This is a genomic window from Paracidobacterium acidisoli (assembly GCF_003428625.2).
Lineage (GTDB): Bacteria > Acidobacteriota > Terriglobia > Terriglobales > Acidobacteriaceae > Paracidobacterium > Paracidobacterium acidisoli.
This window is the reverse complement of the sequence record NZ_QVQT02000008.1, coordinates 143086-162877: the sequence shown is the minus strand read 5'-3', so window position 1 is coordinate 162877 and position 19792 is coordinate 143086. Positions and strand designations below refer to the sequence as shown.

Annotated in this window: 19 protein-coding genes; 6 read left to right on the top strand and 13 right to left on the bottom strand. The window is 62.9% G+C overall.

Annotated elements, in window-relative coordinates:
- Positions 1–91 precede the first annotated feature (91 nt).
- Positions 92–1585: a carboxylesterase/lipase family protein gene (locus D0Y96_RS19430; protein WP_158562506.1), complete on the bottom strand. Its 1494-nt coding sequence runs from the start codon at positions 1583–1585 to the stop codon at positions 92–94.
- 458 nt (positions 1586–2043) lie between these two features.
- Between D0Y96_RS19430 and gltX the strand changes: the two genes are divergently transcribed.
- On the top strand, positions 2044–3504 hold the full coding sequence (gltX, locus tag D0Y96_RS19425; protein ID WP_252263963.1) for a glutamate--tRNA ligase: 1461 nt from the start codon (positions 2044–2046) through the stop codon (positions 3502–3504).
- 29 nt (positions 3505–3533) lie between these two features.
- On the opposite strand, the gene D0Y96_RS19420 is transcribed toward gltX, so the two are convergent.
- The 3 genes from D0Y96_RS19420 to D0Y96_RS19410 are packed head-to-tail and all read right to left on the bottom strand — an operon-like array spanning position 3534 to position 4959.
- Positions 3534–3758, bottom strand: a complete 225-nt coding sequence (locus D0Y96_RS19420) for a hypothetical protein (protein ID WP_117303381.1) — start codon at positions 3756–3758, stop codon at positions 3534–3536.
- Positions 3755–4276 (bottom strand): protein-disulfide reductase DsbD domain-containing protein, encoded by a 522-nt coding sequence (locus D0Y96_RS20540; RefSeq protein WP_117303379.1) that lies wholly within the window; start codon positions 4274–4276, stop codon positions 3755–3757. Before D0Y96_RS20540 ends, D0Y96_RS19420 begins: the two co-directional genes overlap by 4 nt.
- Positions 4273–4959: a TlpA family protein disulfide reductase gene (locus D0Y96_RS19410; RefSeq protein WP_117303377.1), complete on the bottom strand. Its 687-nt coding sequence runs from the start codon at positions 4957–4959 to the stop codon at positions 4273–4275. Before D0Y96_RS19410 ends, D0Y96_RS20540 begins: the two co-directional genes overlap by 4 nt.
- 100 nt (positions 4960–5059) lie before the next feature.
- Between D0Y96_RS19410 and D0Y96_RS19405 the strand changes: the two genes are divergently transcribed.
- A complete protein-coding gene (locus tag D0Y96_RS19405) occupies positions 5060–6037 on the top strand; it encodes a KpsF/GutQ family sugar-phosphate isomerase (protein WP_252263962.1) in 978 nt (325 codons plus the stop codon).
- 310 nt (positions 6038–6347) lie between these two features.
- Here D0Y96_RS19405 and D0Y96_RS19400 read toward each other — a convergent pair whose 3' ends face one another.
- Positions 6348–7220: a pirin family protein gene (locus D0Y96_RS19400; protein WP_117303375.1), complete on the bottom strand. Its 873-nt coding sequence runs from the start codon at positions 7218–7220 to the stop codon at positions 6348–6350.
- 89 nt (positions 7221–7309) lie between these two features.
- Positions 7310–7774 (bottom strand): MarR family winged helix-turn-helix transcriptional regulator, encoded by a 465-nt coding sequence (locus D0Y96_RS19395; RefSeq protein WP_117303373.1) that lies wholly within the window; start codon positions 7772–7774, stop codon positions 7310–7312.
- A gap of 293 nt (positions 7775–8067) precedes the next feature.
- Between D0Y96_RS19395 and D0Y96_RS19390 the strand changes: the two genes are divergently transcribed.
- Positions 8068–8508, top strand: a complete 441-nt coding sequence (locus D0Y96_RS19390; RefSeq protein WP_117303371.1) for a recombinase family protein — start codon at positions 8068–8070, stop codon at positions 8506–8508.
- A 2-nt stretch (positions 8509–8510) separates the two neighbouring features.
- On the opposite strand, the gene D0Y96_RS19385 is transcribed toward D0Y96_RS19390, so the two are convergent.
- The 5 genes from D0Y96_RS19385 to D0Y96_RS19365 all read right to left on the bottom strand — a co-directional run bounded on the left by D0Y96_RS19385 (position 8511) and on the right by D0Y96_RS19365 (position 15223).
- A complete protein-coding gene (locus tag D0Y96_RS19385; RefSeq protein WP_117303369.1) occupies positions 8511–9875 on the bottom strand; it encodes an alpha-L-fucosidase in 1365 nt (454 codons plus the stop codon).
- Positions 9876–10003: 128 nt separating this feature from the next.
- Positions 10004–10783 (bottom strand): flagellar motor protein MotB, encoded by a 780-nt coding sequence (locus D0Y96_RS19380; protein ID WP_117303367.1) that lies wholly within the window; start codon positions 10781–10783, stop codon positions 10004–10006.
- Positions 10784–10789: 6 nt separating this feature from the next.
- Positions 10790–11683, bottom strand: a complete 894-nt coding sequence (gene motA, locus D0Y96_RS19375; RefSeq protein WP_117303365.1) for a flagellar motor stator protein MotA — start codon at positions 11681–11683, stop codon at positions 10790–10792.
- A gap of 430 nt (positions 11684–12113) precedes the next feature.
- Positions 12114–13541, bottom strand: a complete 1428-nt coding sequence (locus D0Y96_RS19370) for an ATP-binding protein (RefSeq protein ID WP_252263961.1) — start codon at positions 13539–13541, stop codon at positions 12114–12116.
- Positions 13542–13570: 29 nt separating this feature from the next.
- Positions 13571–15223, bottom strand: coding sequence for an NAD(P)/FAD-dependent oxidoreductase (locus D0Y96_RS19365; RefSeq protein ID WP_117303361.1), 1653 nt, complete (start codon positions 15221–15223; stop codon positions 13571–13573).
- Between the two features lie 368 nt (positions 15224–15591).
- Between D0Y96_RS19365 and D0Y96_RS19360 the strand changes: the two genes are divergently transcribed.
- Positions 15592–16251: a response regulator transcription factor gene (locus tag D0Y96_RS19360; protein WP_117303358.1), complete on the top strand. Its 660-nt coding sequence runs from the start codon at positions 15592–15594 to the stop codon at positions 16249–16251.
- 13 nt (positions 16252–16264) lie between these two features.
- On the opposite strand, the gene D0Y96_RS19355 is transcribed toward D0Y96_RS19360, so the two are convergent.
- Entirely contained in the window at positions 16265–16645 is a 381-nt protein-coding gene (locus D0Y96_RS19355) for a response regulator (protein ID WP_158562505.1), read from the bottom strand.
- Positions 16646–16739: 94 nt separating this feature from the next.
- A complete protein-coding gene (gene pruA, locus D0Y96_RS19350) occupies positions 16740–18335 on the bottom strand; it encodes an L-glutamate gamma-semialdehyde dehydrogenase (protein ID WP_117303354.1) in 1596 nt (531 codons plus the stop codon).
- A gap of 181 nt (positions 18336–18516) precedes the next feature.
- On the opposite strand from pruA, the gene D0Y96_RS19345 reads away from it, so the two are divergent.
- Positions 18517–19128 carry a helix-turn-helix domain-containing protein gene (locus D0Y96_RS19345; RefSeq protein ID WP_252263960.1) on the top strand — a complete coding sequence of 204 codons (612 nt, stop codon included), beginning with the start codon at positions 18517–18519 and terminating at the stop codon, positions 19126–19128.
- Complete coding sequence (locus tag D0Y96_RS19340; protein ID WP_117303351.1) at positions 19125–19769, top strand: NfeD C-terminal domain-containing protein; 645 nt, start codon at positions 19125–19127, stop codon at positions 19767–19769. Before D0Y96_RS19345 ends, D0Y96_RS19340 begins: the two co-directional genes overlap by 4 nt.
- Positions 19770–19792: the final 23 nt, after the last annotated feature.

The following is a 19792-nucleotide window of genomic DNA, read 5'->3' as shown; positions in this document are numbered from 1 at the left end:
GTAAAGAGGCTCTCCGCGCCAGCACTAACTCCGCCCCGCGGCCGAGGCCCTGCTTTCGGGCAGAACCGCCCTCGCAGCCGGCGGACTCGCCTTAGAAAACCGGAGCGTTCCGGCTGTCCGGGGAGCGGAAGTAGCGCAGCCAGAAGTCCAGCCGCACCTTTTCGGCGAGAGGCATGGTGCCGGTCTGCACACCGATCTCCATCGTGGCCGGCGAGCCGGCGCTGACCTGCGGCCACTTCGGCAGGCCGGGGCCGTTCGGATTCCCGGTCGCGGCGAAGTTCTTCAGATACGCCGAGGTGGTCTGAGCGATACGGTGGTCTGCGTCCTCCCAGGGGCGGTCGAGGACGCCGAGGTTCCGGAAGAAGTACGGAAGCTCGCCGGAGTGGAAGGCTCCGTACTGCGGATGCTGCGGCCAGGGAATCGCGCGGTCGAAGTAGTAGGTGTAGACCGGACTCTTATGATTTTTCCCGCGGCCCGAGGCCCAGAGGAACATCGAAACGCGGTCGCGGTCGCGCATGCTTTTCTTCGACATCTGCGCGATCTCATCGGACGTGGAGGCCGGATAGAGGCGCTCGAACTCGGAGGCAAAGCTGCCGTAGTACCGGTGCGCCATGCGGTCGTACTCGGCGGCGGAATGGGGCTGCGGAGCAAAGAGCGCGCCGTCGTCGGCCTGGTAGCCGGTGATGACCGGAACATCGCTGTCGGTGCCGCGCGCGCTGAGGGCCTGCATGCTGGCGGGGAGAATCCAGCCGTCCAGATCGGGCGCGAAGTGCAGGCTGCGGTCCTGCTGATCGGGCAGCAGATCAGCCGCAGGAAGGGCGCGGAGCTCCTGCACATTGCGGGCGTGGTGGGCCTCGGCGAAGCGGACGCCGGCCTGCTCGGCGGCAGCGAGATCGGGCATCGGGAAGACAACATTCCCCAGGCCACTGTCGGCCATGCCGCGCTGGAAGAGTCCTTTGGCTTCGGGCGAGGCGATGAGGGCGCCCACGCTGAAGGCTCCTGCGGACTGCCCCCAGATGGTGACACGGTCCGGATCACCGCCGAAGTTCCGGATGTTCTGCCGCACCCAGCGCAGGGCGGCGATCTGATCCATCAGCCCGTAATTGCCCGAGCTGTGATGCCGGGATTCCGCGGTAAGACCGGGATAGGCGAGAAAGCCGAAGGCGGCGAGGCGGTAGTTGATGGTGACGATCACGAGGCCGGTGCTCGCCAGGTTCTCGCCGTCGTATACAGCGATGCCGCCCGAGCCCTCGACCATGCCGCCGCCATGAATATAGACGACCACCGGCAGACCGGCCTTTGCCGAAGCCTGAGGCGTCCACACATTCAGATAGAGGCAGTCCTCGCTCACCTGGTTCTGGACGAGGTACTCCTGCGTCCAGGGCAGGACCTCTTTCCTGGTATGCTGCATGCAGCTCGCGCCGAACTGATCGCCCTTGCGGACACCTTTCCACGATGCCGGCGGCACCGGCGGACGCCAGCGCAGGTTTCCGACCGGCGGGGCGGCGAAGGGAATGCCCTTAAAGGACAGAATGTGCGATTGGGGAGCTTCAACTCCGGAGACAACCCCGGATGCGGTTTTCACAGGATGGTCAGCGGCCGGCGCCGCAAACAACTCAATTGAAGAACATACCATCAGGCATACAGCGGCAAATCCGGCTTTGTAACGCACGGGTCTCCTTCTCCGGTTCCATACATTCTGTCGCGCATGCTCTGCTTCCGCGCTGCAGAGTAATGTAACTGCGGGAGTGACTTACTGTGCAGAGATTTCCGCGCCGGCGCCGTGTTTTTTCCCGCTGCGGTTCTCATCGGAACTTTCAGGCCAGGAAGAGAGCAGCAGGGAGGGCCACGGCCGCGTCTGACGCGGGCTGCCGTGATTGCGATAAAGTAGTTCACAGGGCTTCCCGGGGAGTGGACAGAGGCGTGCATGATCCGGCTCAGAACTGCATGACGATGCCACGGCGGAGCACGAATCCTTCCACGGAACGGAAGAGAGCCCTTCCACGAGACCGAAGCCGGCACCGAATCCAATATTGAGCTGAAATGTCCTACTCTATGAATCCAGGCAAGTCTCCCCGCGTCCGTTTTGCGCCCTCACCCACCGGCTACCTGCATGTGGGCGGAGCGCGTACTGCCCTGTTTAACTGGCTCTTTGCCCGCCGCTTTGGCGGAACCTTCATTCTGCGGATCGAAGACACGGACTTCGAGCGCTCGTCGGAGGCGATGGTCGAGGGCATTCTGGAAGGCATGCGCTGGATCGGCCTGGACTGGGATGAGGGCCCGTTCTTTCAGTCGCGGCGGCTGGATCTGTACACGCAGACGGCGGAGCGGCTGATCGCCGGCGGCCACGCCTACTACTGCTTCTGCACGAAAGAAGAGCTGGAACAGCGCCGCGCCGAAGCCACGGCTGCCGGGCGGCCTCCCATGTATGACCGGCGCTGCCGGAAGATTGCGCGCGAGACCGCGGCGCAGAGAAGGTCGGCGGGCGAGCCGTGCGCGGTGCGCTTTGCGGTGCCCGAAGGAGGCAGCACCGGCTTCGACGATGCGGTCTTCGGGCGCGTGGAGTTCTCCAATGCCGAGATCGAAGATTTTGTGCTGCTGCGCTCGGACGGCATTCCGACCTATCACCTGAGCGTGGTGGCGGACGATCTCGACATGGAGCTGACGCACATCATTCGCGGCGCCGACCATATCTCGAACACGCCGAAGCAGGTGCTGCAGTATGCGGCTCTGGGCGCGGAGATGCCGGTCTTTGCGCATGTTCCGCTGATTCTGGGCCCGGACAAGACGCGGCTCTCGAAGCGCCACGGCGCGACCAGCGTCATCGCCTATAAAGACATGGGCATTGTGCCGGAGGCCTTCCGGAACTTTCTCGCGCTGCTCGGCTGGTCGCCCGGCACGGCACATAAAGACCGCGAGATCTTCTCCTCCGACGAGCTGAAGCAGCTCTTTTCGCTCGACGGGATCTCAAAGTCCAACGCCGTCTTCGACAACGACAAGCTGGCGTGGTTCAACACCGAATATATTCGTGCGTACAGCTCGGATAAGCTGCTGCCGCTGGTCGAAGAGGAGTGGCGCAGAGCCGAGTTCCACCCGGCACGGCCGCACGACGAGATTCTTTCGCTGATCGATCTGCTGAAGCCCCGCGCGCGCAATCTGAAGGACTTTGGCGGACCATTTCGCGCTTACTTCGGCGACGATTTCGAATATGATCCCGCCGCTGTTACAAAATTCCTGAAGGACGCGGCGGTGCGCGCCCTGCTGGTGGAGCTGGCGGAGCGCTATTACACGGCCGCGGAGTTCACCGAGGCTTCGACCGAGCAGGTGCTGCGCGGCTTCGCCGAAGAAAAGGGCGTGAAGGCGGGCGCGCTGATCAACGGCGCGCGCGTGGCGCTGACCGGACAGGCCGTGGCGCCGAGTCTGTTTGCGGTGATGACGGCACTTGGAAGAGAACGCGTGGTGCGGCGGCTGCGCGATACGGGCGGCATTCCGGGAGACGTGTAAGCGGGGCGCGCAGGCTTCGGCCGCTGGGATCAGTGGCCGGAGCGGTTGCGCTTCTTCCAGGCCTTGATGGACTTTTTCTGCGCCTTCGCCAGCTTCTTCTCTTCTTTCCGCTTCTGCTTCATGAACTTTTTCTGCGTCTTGTCCGAGCGCGTCTCATGGTTGCCCGGCGCGGGCGCGGCGTAGGAGACCGCCGGAACAGAAAGCATGGCAAACGCCAGCGAAGCGAGCAGCAGAACCCGGATAACTTTCTTCATCGTCTGACCTGGTCAGCGATAATATCCAGCGCAACCGGCGCCTCGCGGGGGGGATAGCAGGAGTTGGTGTCGCAGGCCTGGTAGCGCAGCGCGCCTTCCAGAAGATGCTCGCCGGGCGTTGCCGTAATATGCGCCGTCACGACGAACTCGCCGGTATAGACGCTGAGCTTGTCCGAAGGGCTGAAGGCCGGGCTGTAGTCGGAGCCCGAGGGGAAATCGACGGAGCTGACCTTCACTCCGGAGGGCTCTGCCACAATGAGCTGCGTCGGAATGAAGCTCTTCTCGCGCGGGGTATGCGAGTTGATGTGCAGGCCGTCTTTCACGCGGAAGTGCATCTCGACGGAGCCCTGCTTCCCTGCCGTGAGCGTGATCTGCTCGGGATAGAGATAGGCCACGGACTGCGGCGGCTGGCCGTTGTTCGCACCGCTCTTTTGCCACGGCAGCTTCTGCATGGCCACCGCACCTGCCGCACAGAGCAGCAGCGCGGCGCCGGACAGAAGAAGCGGAAGCCGTGTCACGAGGCGGCTCCGCTGCCGAGCGCTTTTTTGATGTTGGCTTCGATCTCGTCTTTGCTTGCGAGGCCGAGCGTGGCGGCGACGACCTTGCCGCTGCGATCGATGAAGAAGGTCGTAGGCAGCGCATCGAGGCCGCCCCAGGGCTTCGCAATCGAGTCGGCGTCGATAAGCACCGGATAGTTCATGTGCATCTTCGTTACGAACTCGGAGATCTGCTGTTTGTCTTTCTGGTTCTGCGTCTTGTTGTCCTTGTCGAGGTCGTCGGCGGAGACGCCCAGAATCTCCAGCCCCTGCGCAGAGTACTGATCGTGCAGCTTTTCAAACCACGGAATCTCGATCTTGCAGGGCGCGCACCAGGTGGCCCAGAAGTCGACGACGACGGCCTTGCCCTTGAAGCTGGAGAGCGAGACCTTCTTTCCCTGCAGGTCTTCGAGCGTGAAGTTGGGCGCGGGCTTGTCCTGCAGCGGATCGACCCAGGCGGGCCCCTGATCTGCAGAGGAATCGGCGGCGGGCTGCACCGCGCCTGCGGCCGAAGACGGCGTGCCGTTGTCGGGCACCAGCAGCATCTGCGGGCCCTGCATCTTCGCCTGCTCCTGTTTGCGGTGCCGGTAATTGACAACACCGGCCCAGACCATCGCCGTCAGGGCTGCCACCATCACAAGAATGACAAGAGAGTTCCGTCGCACACGATACCGCCTTCCATCCACCATTTTAGTGGAACTTCGTGGAACAGCACAGAATAAGCCGATGCCGCTCTGATAGCATCGAGTGTTTTGGGGCGTGATTTTGACCGAACACACACCGTCACAACTGGTAAGGATCGAGGCCGAAGCGCTCGAGGCGCTGGCCGCCCGTCTGGATGGGCCGATGGCGGCGGATTTCGAGCGCGCCGTGGAGCGGGTGCTCGCCTGCGGCGAATCGCGCGGGCGCGTGGTGGTGACCGGCATGGGCAAGAGCGGCATCATCGCGCAGAAGATTGCAGCCACGCTCAGCTCCACCGGCAGCCCGGCATTGTTTCTGCATCCGGCCGAGGCGGCGCACGGAGACCTGGGCATGCTGGCGCGGGGCGATGTGGTGATTGCGCTGTCGGCCAGCGGCGAGACGGAGGAGATTCTGCGCCTGATGCCGGTGATCCGGCGGGTGGGCGAAGCGCTGATCAGCTTTGTGTGCAGCATGCAGTCGACGCTGGCCCAGGCGAGCGACGTGGCGCTGGACTGCAGCGTGGAGCAGGAGGCCTGCGGCATCGGCCTGGCTCCCACCGCCTCGACCACGGCCATGCTGGCGCTGGGCGACGCACTGGCAATTGCCGTATCGCTGCGCAGGGGCTTTCGGACCGAGGACTTCGCCGAGCTGCACCCGGGCGGCAAGCTGGGCAAGCGGCTGCTGCGTGTCCACCAGAAGATGCGCACCGGCGATGCGGTGCCGAAGGTGCAGCCGGAGACGGCGATGAAGGACGTGATCTACGAGATGTCGCGCAAAAAGCTGGGCGTGACCACGGTCGAGCGCGAAGGACGGCTGGCGGGGATCATCAGCGACGGCGACCTGCGGCGGCTGCTCGATCTCGACGGGCCGGAGTGTCTGAAGAAGACCGCAGGCGAGGTGATGAACCGCGAGCCGAAGACCATTGCCGCCGACGAGCTGGCCGTGCGGGCGCTGCACTTTATGGAAGAGAAGAAGATTACGTCGCTGGTGGTGGTCGATGCAGAGCGGCGCATCGAAGGGATCGTCCACCTGCACGATCTGTGGGAGACGGAGCTGATCTGAAGGCAGCTAAAGTCCTGTCAGCTAAAAAGCGGTCAGTGAAGAAGCGGCCAGTGAAGAACCGGTCAGCTGAAAAGCGGTTAGCGAAAAATGGACAGGGTAAGACGGTTTGACGGATTTTTGTAACTCCTGAAACATGTCTGCGGGCGGAGTAAGCTGCCCCACCCCGATTTGCCCTTGCGCAGCTGATATTTCAACTACGAGCAAGAGCAAACCTGAGTGGAATCCAGCTATCCGGACTTTAACTGACCGGACTTCCGCTGATCGCTTTTACAGCTGACCGCTTTACCATCTAACGGCTTTACCGGCTGCCTTACGCCAAATGCCCCATCCGTCCGGACTGGTAATCGGTGACGGCCTGCATCAGCTCTTCGCGAGTGTTCATCACAAAGGGGCCGTAGCTGGCGATGGGTTCATCAATCGGCTCTCCGCTCAGCACCAGCAGGATGGTGTCGGCCTTTGCTTCGAGCGCGACCGAATCGCCTTCCGCGCTGAGGGAGGCCTTTTTCGCCTCGCCTTCGAGCGCGGTGCTTCCGTTGATCGTGACATCGCCCTTCAGCAGAACGAGCAGGCTGTTGTGCCCCTCGGGCAGCGCCAGATCGACCTTGTCGCCGGCCTTCAGGCGCACGTCGAAGACGTTGACCGGCGTAAAGGTCTTTGCCGGACCCTTCACTCCGTCCAGCTCTCCGGCGATGACGCGGGCGACGCTCTCTCCGCCCAGCTTCACCACGGGAATCTGCCGACTGGTGATGGCCTGATAGCGCGGCTTCGTCATCTTGTGCTCTTTGGGCAGGTTGACCCAGAGCTGCACGACCTCGAAGACGCCGCCGTTCTTCGTGAACTCACGCTCGTGCTTCTCCTCGTGCACAACGCCGGAGGCGGCCGTCATCCACTGCACGTCGCCGGGGTAGATGGTGCCGGAGTTGCCGGCCGAGTCGCGATGATCGACCGCGCCCTGCCACGAGATGGTGACGGTCTCGAAGCCGCGGTGCGGGTGCTCGTCGACGCCGCGTGCGCGGCTGGAAGGCTCAAAGTAAGCCGGGCCCGCGTAGTCGAGCATCAGGAACGGGCTGAGCTCGGGGGTGACTCCATTGGGCGCGAAGAGGGTGCGCACGGGGAAGCCGTCGCCGACCCAGTGCTTCGAGACCGGCCCGTTGATGGAGAGGATTTTCTTCTGTACAGACATGGTGTTGCTCCTTTGGCATCGCTGCGATGCCGGATGTGGTTGCGGTGCAATGCTGAAAACGGCTGCCGGAAATCTGCCGAAGCGCGGTATCAGTGCGGCGGCGGATCGGTGCTGCGTCCAAGGCGGCGCAGCAGATCGATCAGCTGCACGCGATCTTCGCAGGCAAACGAAGCGACGGCCTGCTCCATCGCCTGCTCGTGGCCGCGGAAGGCGCGGCGGATCAGGGCGCGGCCCGATGACGTAAGCCGAATGACTCGCGCCCGCCGGTCTTCGGCATCTTCGGTGCGCTCGACCAGGCCGCGCTCCGCCAGGCGGTCGATGGCCGCGGTCATCGAGCCGCTGGTCAGCAGCACTCTCGCGCCGATCTCTTTCACCGTCAGCGGCCCTTTGTGCAGCAGCGCTTCGAGCACGGCAAAGTCGCTCACTCCCATGCCCAGCGCCGCGATATTGCGGATCGCGTGCGCTTCGAGGGTGCGGGATGCCTTCCGCAGGATCAGCCAGAGGTGAATACCCCGGGTGTCCGTCGTATTTCCGGATTGGTTTTGAGTTGCCATCGTCAATTTTCTCGATATCAAGATGCTTGATATCAAGAAAAGATTCAGAGCCGGCCGCTCGGGCAGTCTTGGCGGCACCGCTGTTCTCTCCTGGAGGCTTCGGTTTCGAGTATTCCTGCGGCCGTCCGGGAGTGGACGCAGATTCCGGAAAGTGGACGCTCGGAGATCGAAACAGGGAAACGCTCTGGCGAAGATATCTTTTCTTATGTTTTGCTTGCGGCGCGCAGAAGGGTCCGGCGCTTTGGCATGGCGATTGCCACTGGGTACGGCGGAAATCTGCGGGGAGGCTTTGGATGGCGCATTTTGAAAGGATTCGCGATGTAATCTCGGGGCCCTTCAGCCCGGAGGTGATGGAGCAGCGCATGGCGGCCGGCTGGAAGCTGGTCTCGATCGAGTGGCGGCGCGAGCTGCCCGACTCGGAGGCTCCGACGGAGGGCGCTTTCAGCGAGCAGATTCCCTACGGCCTGCGCATCTCCGACGACTGCAGCCGGCTGGAGATCGATCCGAAGGAAAACCAGGCCCTGCTGCTGATGATGGAGCTGCTGGTGCAGGACTTCCCTTTCTCAAATATCGCCAGCGACCTGAACGAGAAGGGCTTCCGCATGCGCGAGGGCCGGCGCTGGAGCCCGGTCGCGGTCTTTCAGATGGTGCCGCGGCTGATCGAAGTGGGGCCGCGCCTCTTCTCGACCGACGAGTGGGAGGCACGGCGGCAGAAGTTTGCGCGGATGATGTGAGGCTACTCCCGGGGCAGCTTCACGTTCGCGTCGTTGAAGATCTGGAACTCGCGAATATGCGCCTCGCCGGTGGTCGAAAGCAGGTTGAGGCGGACCCGCTGCGCCGTGACCGGCGGAAAGATATCGATCTTCTTGTGGCCGATGGCCTGGGCTGAGGCGACCGTCTTCCAGCGGCCGTTTTCAAAGACTTCCACAGCATATTTTTCGATGTGCTGGCCATCGTTGAGCCACTCCATGGCGAGCGAGCGGTCGAAGGTCACAGGTTTCGGGAAGCTGATTTCAAGCGTGGCATGGTGCGAGCCCTGCGGAGCGGACCAGAAGGTATCCGTGTCGCTGTCGAAGGTGGCCTCCTCGCCGGCTGCGGGCCGTCCGTGCTCTTCGGCGACGAGGTTGTGCCCGTAAAGCTGGTGAATCGCATCGCCAAACGCCTTCAGGCGGGCCGCGTCCGCCTGCGGCACCAGCCCGGTGTCGTCCGGCGCAATGCCGAGCATGAGCTGGCCGCCGTGGCCGACGGTTTTGTTGTAGATGTCGACCAGCTCGGAGACGGACTTCAGGCTCGACTCGTCGTGCGGGTGCCAGAACCAGTGCAGTTTGCGCAGCGGCGTGTCGGCCTCGACGGGACGCCAGCGCAGGTACCCGGCACGGTCGATGACGTTCCAGTTCTCGTACGGAATGGTGCCGTCTTCCGAGCCCACCCAGCGCAGGTCGGCGTACTGGAAGAGCGCGACATCGGCAAAGACCATGGCGTTGGGCTGATAGGTACGGAGCTCGGTGACGATTTTGGCGAAGTCGTAGGTGTGCCCGGCGCTGCCGGCTCCGTCGAGCCAGAACTCGGTGAGTGGACCGTAGTGCTGCGCCAGCTCGTCCAGCTCGGCGAGGTAGAACTTGTCGTAGGCCGGCGGATCGTTGTACTTCGGCTCGTGGCGGTCCCAGGGAGAGAGATAGACGCCGAAGCCGAGGCCGTTGGCGCGGGCCGAATCGGAGGCCATGCGCACCAGATCACCTTTGCCGTCGAGCCACGGGCTGGATTTGACGCTGTAGCTGGTCTGCGCCGTCGGCCACAGAGCGAAGCCGTCATGGTGCTTCGCGACCAGGACGACGTATCGCGCGCCACCGGCTTTGACGGCCTTCATCCACTGATCGGTATCGACGTGCGCGGGGTTGAAGACAGACGGGCTGGCGGTGCCGTCGCCCCATTCGCGGTTGAGAAAGGTGTTGGTGCCGAAGTGGAAGATGACGCCGATCTCGAGATCCTGCCAGGCCACCTGCGCCGGGCTGGGCCTGATGTCGGTAAAGCTCTGCGCAGAGAGGGAGAGCGCGGTCAGGCAGACGATGGCAGACAGTATGGCACGCGGCAGCTTCGGCATCCGGATTCCCCGAGTATTCAGAGTAAGTCCTCAGCGTACATGGAATGCGAAGGCCGCAGCGCTGCCGGGCTGACGCCGTAGAGATTTCAGCGCGCCTGCGGTGCGGGACTCGAAGACAGCGAGCGGACTCAGTGAATCTGCACCTGCGCGGCGAGCGGCGCATGCGGCGTGACAATGCCGGGAGGGTCGGGTGCATCCTTCATGTACTGGACGATCAGCGAGATGCGGCGGTTCGAGGGATCGTAGGGGTTGGAGGGGACGCGAAGCTGCTCGTCGGCATAGCCGCGCACCTGAGAGACCTGATCGCCGCGCAGGCCAGAGGCCTGCATCACACGCCGCGCCGCGTTGGCGCGATCGGTCGAGAGCTCCCAGTTGCTGTAGCTGCCGGTGAGCGCATAAGGCCGCGCGTCGGTGTGTCCCTCGATCGAGATCTGATTGGGCAGGCTGCCGAGCTGCTGCGAGATGAGCTGCAGCAGCTCCCGGCCGTTCTGGCTGAGGGTGGCGCTGCCGGTATTGAAGAAGGTGCCGTCCTTCGATTCGAGCAGCTCGATGCGTAGACCTTCCGGGGTGATGGTGATCTGAATGTGATCGGAGAGCGCCTTGAGATTATTGCGCTTGAGAATGGCCGACTCCAGGCGCTCCTTGAGACTGGCGACATTATTGCGGGTGATAGGCAGGCTGTCGTTCGAGCCGGAGCGGTCGGTTCCGGTGAGCGCGGATTTGCCGGAGGGATCGTTGAAGTATCCGGCGACGGCCTGGCGGATGTGGTCGTTGGTGTTCATCAGCCAGAGCACTATGAAGAGTGCCATCAGCGCGGTCACGAAGTCGGCATAGGCGACCTTCCACGCGCCGGACTTATGGTGCGCTTCGCCGTGGCCTTTCTTCCGGACGAAAATGATCTTCGACATAGGCGCTCAGGCGGCTGTCTCCGTCTCTCCCTCGGGGGTTTCGCCGGTGCGCGGACCGCGGCAGGCCGTCTCCACCTCTGTAAACGAAGGGCGGACGTGCATGGGTATCGCGCGGCGGGCGACTTCGATGGCCATGATCGGCGGATTGCCCCGGATAAAGCAGAGCATCAGCACGCGCAGCATATAGAGGTAGGCATTCTCGTCGTCCATCGACTTCGACATGGACGCGCTTACCGGACCGATGAGGCCGTAGCAGAGCAAAATGCCGAGAAAAGTGCCGACCAGCGCCGCGGCCACCTTGTGGCCGATCTGCTCGGGCGGGCCGCCGAGCGCGCCCATAGTGATGACCACGCCCAGCACGGCCGCGACGATGCCGAGACCGGGAAGCGAGTCCGCCAGAGCGCTGAGCGAGTGGACCGGCTCGGTCGCCGAGCGGTGCTGCACCTCCATATCGAGCTCCATCATCTGGTCCATCTCGAAGGGATCGATGCCTCCGGTGACGGCCATGCGCATGGTGTCGCAGACAAAGTCGCGCGCGTGATGATCCTTCAGAAAGGCCGGAGAGGCTCCGAAGACCTGGCTCGTCGCCGGGTCCTCGATATCGGCTTCAATGGCCAGCATGCCGGCGCGGCGCGCCTTGTTCAGCAGCTCATACATCATCTTCAGTGTTTCGAGATAGCGGGCCTGGCTGTACAGCAGGGCGCCGAAGACGCCTCCGGCTCCGGCGGCGATCTTTTTGAGCGTATGGACGCGATTGGCGATCAGCAGCGTTCCCAGCGCCGCGCCGCCGATGATCAGCAGCTCCGACGGCTGCACCAGAACCGCCAGCTTCCCCTTCTCCAGAAGATAGCCGCCGGTTACGGCGCCGAAAACGATCAGTATTCCAACGATGGCAAACATGCGTTCCGGCTCTCCTGTACCCGGTCGGGCTCTGCGAAAGGGCGCACGGCAGCGCTGCCCAGAGACAGCATGGCCTGCACCGCGAGCTCTGACGGATGTATCGGCGGAGCGGGAGTGAACTTCAGGAGAGGAAGACGGAAAGAGGCAGGGCCTGAACCCTGCCTCTTCACGGAACACGGTCAGTGGGGGAGGGCCGGGGCTGAGCCGCTGGCCTGGAATCCGTGCTCATATTCGTGTACGCGCTGTGCGCGAAGACCGGAGCGGTGAAGTTATGATCTCTTCACGTTGATTTTTCCTGTGGGTGGGTCTGACGAAGACCAGCCTGCTGACAGATGAGATAGCCCGGCTGCGGGCAGTGTTGCCCGCTCTCCGGAGCCAATTCCATAAGCCTTTTTCGCAGCGCTTTATGGCCCGGGAAAAACCGCCTCGCTTATTCGCTGATGGGAAGCCGGACGATGAACTCGGTGTTTCCGGGCTCAGAGGTGAACTCGATCTGTCCGTGATAGCTGCCGGCGACGATGCGGTACGTAATGTCGAGGCCGAGGCCGGTGCCCACGCCCGCAGGCTTGGTGGTGAAGAAGGGCTCGAAGATGCGCTCGCGATGCTCGGGGGGAATGCCCGGTCCGGTATCGGAGACGCCGACGCAGACCTGATTGCGCTCGACCCAGGTGCGCACGACGATCTTCCCGCCGTCGGGGGATGCGTCGATGGCATTGTCGAGGAGATTGGTCCAGACCTGACTGAGGCCGGTAGCGGAGGTCGTCAGGCGGGGAAGCTCGGGGGTGAATCGCTTCTCGACGACGATCTGTTTGTGGCGGAATTTGTGACCGAGAAGGATGAGGGTGCTGTGGATGCTGTCCTGCACATCGACCTGGTGTTCCTTGTTCTTGCCGTCCCAGGCGTATTTTTTGACGGCGATGACCAGCTCGGTGACGCGGCTGAGGCTCTCTTCGATGGTGGTAAGAAGGTGGAAGTTCGAGAGCAGCGCGCCAAGCCAGTTCAGAGCGTCGGAGAGCAGCGCGGGAGGGAAGGCATACTGCGCGCACTGGATATCGTCCCTCACCCAGCCGGCGGCCACCAGAATGGGAGCAAGCTTCCAGGCGTTCATGACGCCGATGCTCTCCAGCCATTCGGTCAGCGCCTCTTCGGCATCGGACTGCTCAAGGCTGCCGAGGGCGGCATTCTTCTGCTGATTAAAGGCCGCCTGCTGCAGATCGCGCAGGCAGGACTTCTGCTCCTGCGTAAGCGGCGTATCGGTCAGGCGCAGGCTGATCTCCTGCAGCTGCGTCATGTTCTCGCGAAGCTGGGAGGCGGCGCGTTTGGCGGCGGCGCCGGGGTTGTTCAGCTCGTGCATCAGACCGGCGGCCAGCGTGCCGAGCGAGATCAGCTTCTCTCTCTGCTGCGTCAGCGTCTGATAGGTTTCGATGCGGCGCGCCATATTGGCCAGAACGCCGCCGCGCACGGCCGGGCAGGTGGACATCAGACGCCAGAAGGCATCGGCCTCGATCCGCACCAGCGTGCTGTCCTCGACCACGCTGCAGCTGGCCGGAGCGCACTCGGAGCCGAGCATCAGCGGGACTTCGCCGAAGGATTCACCGGCCTGAAGGACGGCAAGCGGAGTGATCTCGCCCTTGCTGCCGGCCTTGGTCACCTTGACCTGGCCGCCGAGCAGCACCCAGAAAGAGAGACGGGGCTCGCCCTGCTCAAAGAGCAGCGAGCCGGCCGGCGCATGCACCAGCTCCACGTCATCGAGACAGGCCAGATCGGCGGCCTGCGACTGAGAAAATACCGCGGTTTCACGGAGCTGCGAAAGCAATTCCTGAGCAGAAATCGTTTCCGAGGTAACCTGTCCTTCCATCTGCGCTTTATCCATCCATGACGCGCCCGCTAGAAGCGGGCAAGATACTGATGCACAAACTGTACGGCTATGGAACCCTCGCCCACTGCCGAAGCCGCACGCTTGACCGAGCCGTGACGAACATCGCCGGCAACAAAGACCCCTGGTGTACTGGTTTCGAGCAGAAAGGGCTCACGCTCCTCTTTCCAGATGCGCGGAAGCTGCCCTTCGACCCGAAAATCCCGCCCGGCAAGAATAAAGCCATTCGCATCCCGCATGATGCCCTCCGGCAGCCAGTCCGTCTGCGGAGCGGCCCCGATGAAGATAAACAGCCCGGTTGCCGGACGGAGCTCCTCACCCTGCTGCGTGCCGATCCGGATGGCTTCCAGCCTGTTCTCTCCTATGGCTTCCTTCACTTCTGCCCAGGTTTCCACCACGATATTGGATGTGCCGGCAATCTGATCGATTAAATATTTCGACATGCTCGACTCAAGCGAGCCGGAACGCACCAGCATAGTCACTTTTTCAGCGTACCGGGAGAAGTACATCGCCGCCTGGCCGGCGGAATTGGCTCCGCCAACGATATATACCTGCTCTCCGGCGCAGGAGCGCGCCTCGACCAGCGCGGCACCATAATAGACACCTGCTCCGGTCAGCCGCTCGACGCCGGGAGCGGCAAGACGGCGGTAATTGACCCCCGTGGCGATAACGCAGGCATAACAGGAGACATCGCGGTCATCGGCCAGGCGCACCAGCCGGTACTGGTTATCGACGCAGATGCTGGTCGCGCGCTGGGTGAGGAATTCAGCCCCGAAGCGCGAAGCCTGCACGTAGGCGCGGCGGGCAAGGTCGGCTCCGCTGAGCCCGGAGGGAAAGCCGAGATAATTTTCGATGCGCGAGCTGCTGCCTGCCTGGCCGCCGGGCGCTTCCGGCTCGATGACCAGCGTTTTCAACCCCTCGGAGGCGCCGTACACAGCGGCGGCGAGGCCCGCCGGACCAGCGCCGATAATGGCCAGGTCGTAAAAGTCCTTCTGCGCCTGAGTGCGCAGGCCGACGCGGCCGGCCAACTCCGTAATGGTCGGCTGCACGAGCGCGGCGCCGTCGGGAAAGAGGACCGCGGGCAGGTGGCGGTCGTCCACCTTGTACTGCTGCAGAAGCTGCACGGCGGCATCGTCCTTTTCCGGATCGAGCCAGACATACGGAATCTGATTGCGCGAGAGGAAGTCGCGCACCTGATAATCGCGCAGCGACCAGCGCGGACCGACGACGCGCAGACCCTCGAACGGCGGCTTATAGTCGACGCGCCAGTCTTCGAGCAGATCGTCTAGCACCGGATAAAGCTGCTCCTCGGGCGGGTCCCAGGGCTTGGTCAGATAGTAGTGAATGCGGGCGGTGTTGATGGCGCGGATGGCCGCTTCGGTGTCGGCATACGCGGTGAGCAGCGCGCGCTTCGCATCGGGATAAACCCCCTGCGCCCGCTCCAGAAATTCGACGCCCTGCATGCCGGGCATGCGCTGGTCGGAGAGAAAGAGAGCGACCACATCGCCGCGCTCTTTGAGCTGCGCACAGATATCGAGAGCTGCCTGGCCCGAACCGGCGCGCAGAATGCGGTAGCCGGAGCCGTACTGACGGCGCAGATCCTGGATGACCGCTTCCAGAACGCTGGCGTCGTCGTCCACCGCGAGGATGACTGGTTTACCCATCGGTACAGTGAGTGTATGCTCCGTCAGTATTTTTTTGATAACCTTCGGGCGAGGTCGGAGCTATCCTTTGAGCTATCAATAACTTTTTGCTTTGCAGAGAGAAGGTTTCTTCGCTACTCTTGATTCCAATTTACCAAAAAATCAGAAGGAACCTGGTAGTAAGCTGCGATTCCTCAGTATGCGACTTTAGACGCCACACAGTGTCCGGCTGTTCAGAAGAGACACAAGGTCGGGTTCTTACCGGTCGATGAGCTGCACAGGCAGCAGCGATCAGCTGCGCCTGAAACCAAGTCGATCATGCATGTGTAGACTGTCCCGCAAGACCGTCTGCCCGGTATGGGAAAGTCATTTGAGGAAACGAAAGATCGATGAACAAAGTTATCTTAGCCGATAGCCAGGCGATCTTCCGCGCGGGTACCGCCAAAATACTCGCTATGGAGGACGACTTTCGCATTATTGCTCAGTGCGCGGAGGCGGAACGGCTTTTGCCGGCACTGGATGCCTTCCGCTGTGCCACTGTGCTTTTCGCATCCACACTCAAACTTGAACTGCCTGATTTTGTCGAACGTGTGCGCGCCGCCGGCAGCCGCTGTATCGTGATTGCCGAAAATGGTGAATCTCCCCTGCCGTACCTTAGTGCGGGTGTGCAGGGATTTCTGCATCGCGGCGTGAGCGGCCCTGCCCTCATCGACTGCGTGCGCCGCGTGGCCGCAGGAGAGCGGAACGTGCGCGCAGCCGGAATCGGCGCCGTTCAGCCGCCGGACGAGGATCTTGTCGGAGCGCGGGTTCGCGACCGTCTGACTCCGAAGGAGATGAAGATCGTCGCGCTGATCGTTCAGGGATGCAAGAACAAGGAAATCGCGATGCGCCTGGGAACGACCGAACAGGTCATCAAGAATTACCTTCGCAGCATCTATGACAAGACCGGCGTCTCCGACCGGCTGGAGCTGGCGCTGTTCACCATCCATCACCGGATTCTCGCCGAGGCAGCCGCGGCTGTCGGCGAGCTGATGATGCAGGGAACGTAACAGAACCAGTTACTTATTCGGCGGGCGCTGCTGCGGGTCTGGCCTGAAGCAGCGCCTCAAGCACCTGCAATAGCTCTCTCGGGTCGGCAGGTTTTTCAAGATAGAGGTCGGCCAGCGGCTCCGCGGCCTGAAACGCCTCGTCCACATAACCCGACACCACCAGAACCGGAACCGTGGAGCGAGCAAGCTGTCTTGCGGCCTGTACGATGCTGCGTCCGGAGTCCTGCCCGAGACGCCAGTCGGTCACGATCACATCGAAGTCCTGCGTCTGCAGAATCCGCATCGCATCGGCGGCGTTGGTGCAGGCGGTAATGGAGTGGCCGGCCTGTTCAAAGATGAGCCGCTTCAACCGGATAATTTCCGTATCGTCATCCACGCACAGAATTCTGGCCACACAACACTCCTTGCACACTTCCGCAGCCGTGGCTGAGCCCGTTGCTCCATATCACTTACCTGCGAGCAGTTACGGCCACTATATACGAAATAACTCAGCGCAGCTTTTCCGCTACGGACTTAGCCTGGGTAAAGAGATACAGATAGTCCGGACCTCCGGCCTTTGAGTCCGTGCCCGACATATTGAATCCGCCGAAGGGATGCGCGCCCACCATAGCTCCGGTGCACTTCCGGTTGAAATAGAGATTTCCGGCATGATACTTCTGCCGGGCGCAATCCAGCTTGACGCGGTCTTCGGTATAGACGGCTCCGGTAAGTCCGTACTCGGTGTTATTCGCAATTTCAAGAGCATGGTCGAAGTCACGCGCCCGCAGAACAGCAAGCACCGGCCCGAAGATCTCCTCCTGCGCGAGGCGCGCATCGGGAGCAATGTCGGCGATGACCGTCGGCTCGATGAAATATCCGTTCTCCGGAGTGGAGACGGCGTTGCCGCCGCTGATCAGACGGCCCTCCTGCTTCCCGATGGCGATGTATTCGAGGATCGTCTTCATCGCCGCCTCGTTCACGACCGGCCCCATATTCGGGTTCGCGGCGGGATCGCCCACCGTGAGCTTCGCCACGCGCTGCTGAACACGCTCGAGGAAGACGTCGTAGAGCGGCTCTTCGACGATGGCGCGTGAGCAGGCCGAGCACTTCTGCCCGCTGAAGCCGAAGGCCGAGGCGACAACGCCGTCGACGGCCGCGTCAAGATCGGCATCGGAGGAGACGATGATCGAATCCTTGCCGCCCATCTCGAGGATGGTGCGCTTGATCCAGATCTGGCCGGGGCGGGCCTTGGCGGCGCGCTCGTGAATGTCGAGGCCGACATCCTTCGATCCGGTAAAGGCGATGAAGCGCGTCTTCGGATGCTCGACGATGGCGTTGCCGAAGGTGGCGCCGGAGCCGGGGCAGAAGTTGACGACACCGGCCGGCATGCCGCCCTCTTCCAGCACTTCGACGAAGCGCGCGGCGATGGTGGGCGAGTCGCTCGACGGCTTGAGGATGACCGTGTTGCCGCTGACGATCGCCGCCGCTGTCATGCCCGCCATGATGGCAAAGGGGAAGTTCCACGGCGGGATGACCGCGCCGACGCCGAGCGGAAGATAGAGCAGCTCATTGCGCTCGCCGGGATACTGAATCGGCGTGGTCGCTTTCGCAAGGCGCAGCGCCTCTCGCGCGTAGAACTCGAGGAAGTCGATGGTCTCGCCCACATCGGCATCGGCCTCTGCCCAGTTCTTGCCGACCTCATAGGTAAGCCACGCGCAGAATTCGAACTTGCGCTTACGAATGATCGCGCCCGCGTGCAGCAGCAGCGACGCGCGATCTTCGACCGGCGCATACTGCCAGGTCTCGAAGGCCTTCAGCGCCGCCTGCATCGCCAGCTCGGCGTGCTCGGCTCCGGCCTTCTGGTGAATGCCGACGATCTGCGCGGGCCGCGACGGATTGCGCGATTCGATTTTGCCGGCGGTGAGCATCCGCTCGCCACCGATGATCAGCGGATATTCGTATCCGAGCCGATCGCCGATCCGGACGAGCGCCTCTTTCATGTCGTGCTCATTCTCGCGCTGTGAAAAATCGAGGAAGGGCTCATTGCGAAAGGCTCCCTGCGGCGGATGCGGCAGAATGACGGTGGAAAGCTGTGCCAGTGACATAACAGATCAGTGTAGCTCCGCCCGGGAAACGGCGAGAAAGACAGGGGTGGGCGCGGGTTATCCGGCTCAGGCGAGCCGGATTCGATTTGTTTTCAGCGGCTTTCGGGGGCGATTCGATTCCTGTTGCGCAATATTACATATTGCGATATCGTATTCACGGATTGCGATAGAGCTTCCGGCGATGAAACTGGGCGAAAAACTTCGGTATCTGCGCGAGATGGAAGGCAGCCTTCGCGGGCTGGGACGCGCCATGACGCAGCAGGAGCTGCTGCGGGCCATCCGCGAGGAGACCGGCGGCGAGATGAGCCAGAGCTACCTCTCGCAGATCGAGAACGGCGGGCGGCCGCACCTGACCAACACCACGCGGCTGCTGCTGGCGAAGTTCTTCCACGTGCATCCGGGCTATCTGGTCGATGATCCGGAGGGCTACCACCCGGAGCTGCTGAGTGATGCGCGGGCGCTGGCGCCGACCTCCGACGACAAGCTCGATCTGTGGCTGATCGGCGGAGCCGAGCGCTTCCGCCGCGACCCTGAGCTGCGGCGGGCGCTGCTGGCGGTGGCGCGTCACGCGGACTCGCGCAGCTGTCTGCTGCTGCTCGAAGCCGTGCTCGACACACAGGGACTGGCGGAGCGGCTGCTGGAGGTGCTGCGGCCCACTCCGGGAGTGGAACCGGGGAGGAGCGCTCCGAAGGCATCGGGCAGGACGTTGCCGCCTGCCGTGCCGCAGCCGGCGCAAAGGGCCGGGCGCTCGCAGACGGCACGGCGCGGCAAAAGAAAGGAGGCCGGCAAATGACGTGGCAGGCGTTTTATCTGATCTGTTTTGCGCTGGGACTGTCGCTGACGTTTCTGTCGGCGCTGGGAGTTTTCGGGCATCTGCACTTCGGACACTTCCATCTGCACACGCCGCTGGGCAGGGCCGGGCACGGCCATATGCACGTGCCGCACACCCACGGTGGCGCGCAGGCGGCGGGCAAAGTGAGCATCAGCCCGGTGAACGGCTTCACGCTGGCGGCGTTTCTCTGCTGGTTCGGAGGGTGCGGTTATCTGCTGACGCAGTTCGGCAGTTTTGTGATGCCGGTGGTGCTGGGCGTCTCCACACTGACGGGGCTGGCCGGCGCGGCGATTCTCTTCTGGTTTCTGGTGCGGGTGCTGATGCCGCACGAACGCGAGCTGACGGCGGCCGATACGGAGATTCTCGGCATGCTGGGACGCGTCAGCGGCCCGATCCGGGAAGGCGGCACGGGAGAGATTTTGTTTTCGCAGAACGGCAGCCGCCGTTTTGCTCACGCGCGGAGTGAGGAAGGCGTAGCGATTCCGCGCGATACAGAAGTGGTGGTCATGCGCTACGAGCAGGGCATTGCGTACGTGCGGCGCTGGGAAGACATCGCTGACGAAGCGGCGGAGCCCGGCCGCGGCACGGCGCAGAAACGGTAATCGCAGTTTTCCTGATGAAAGGT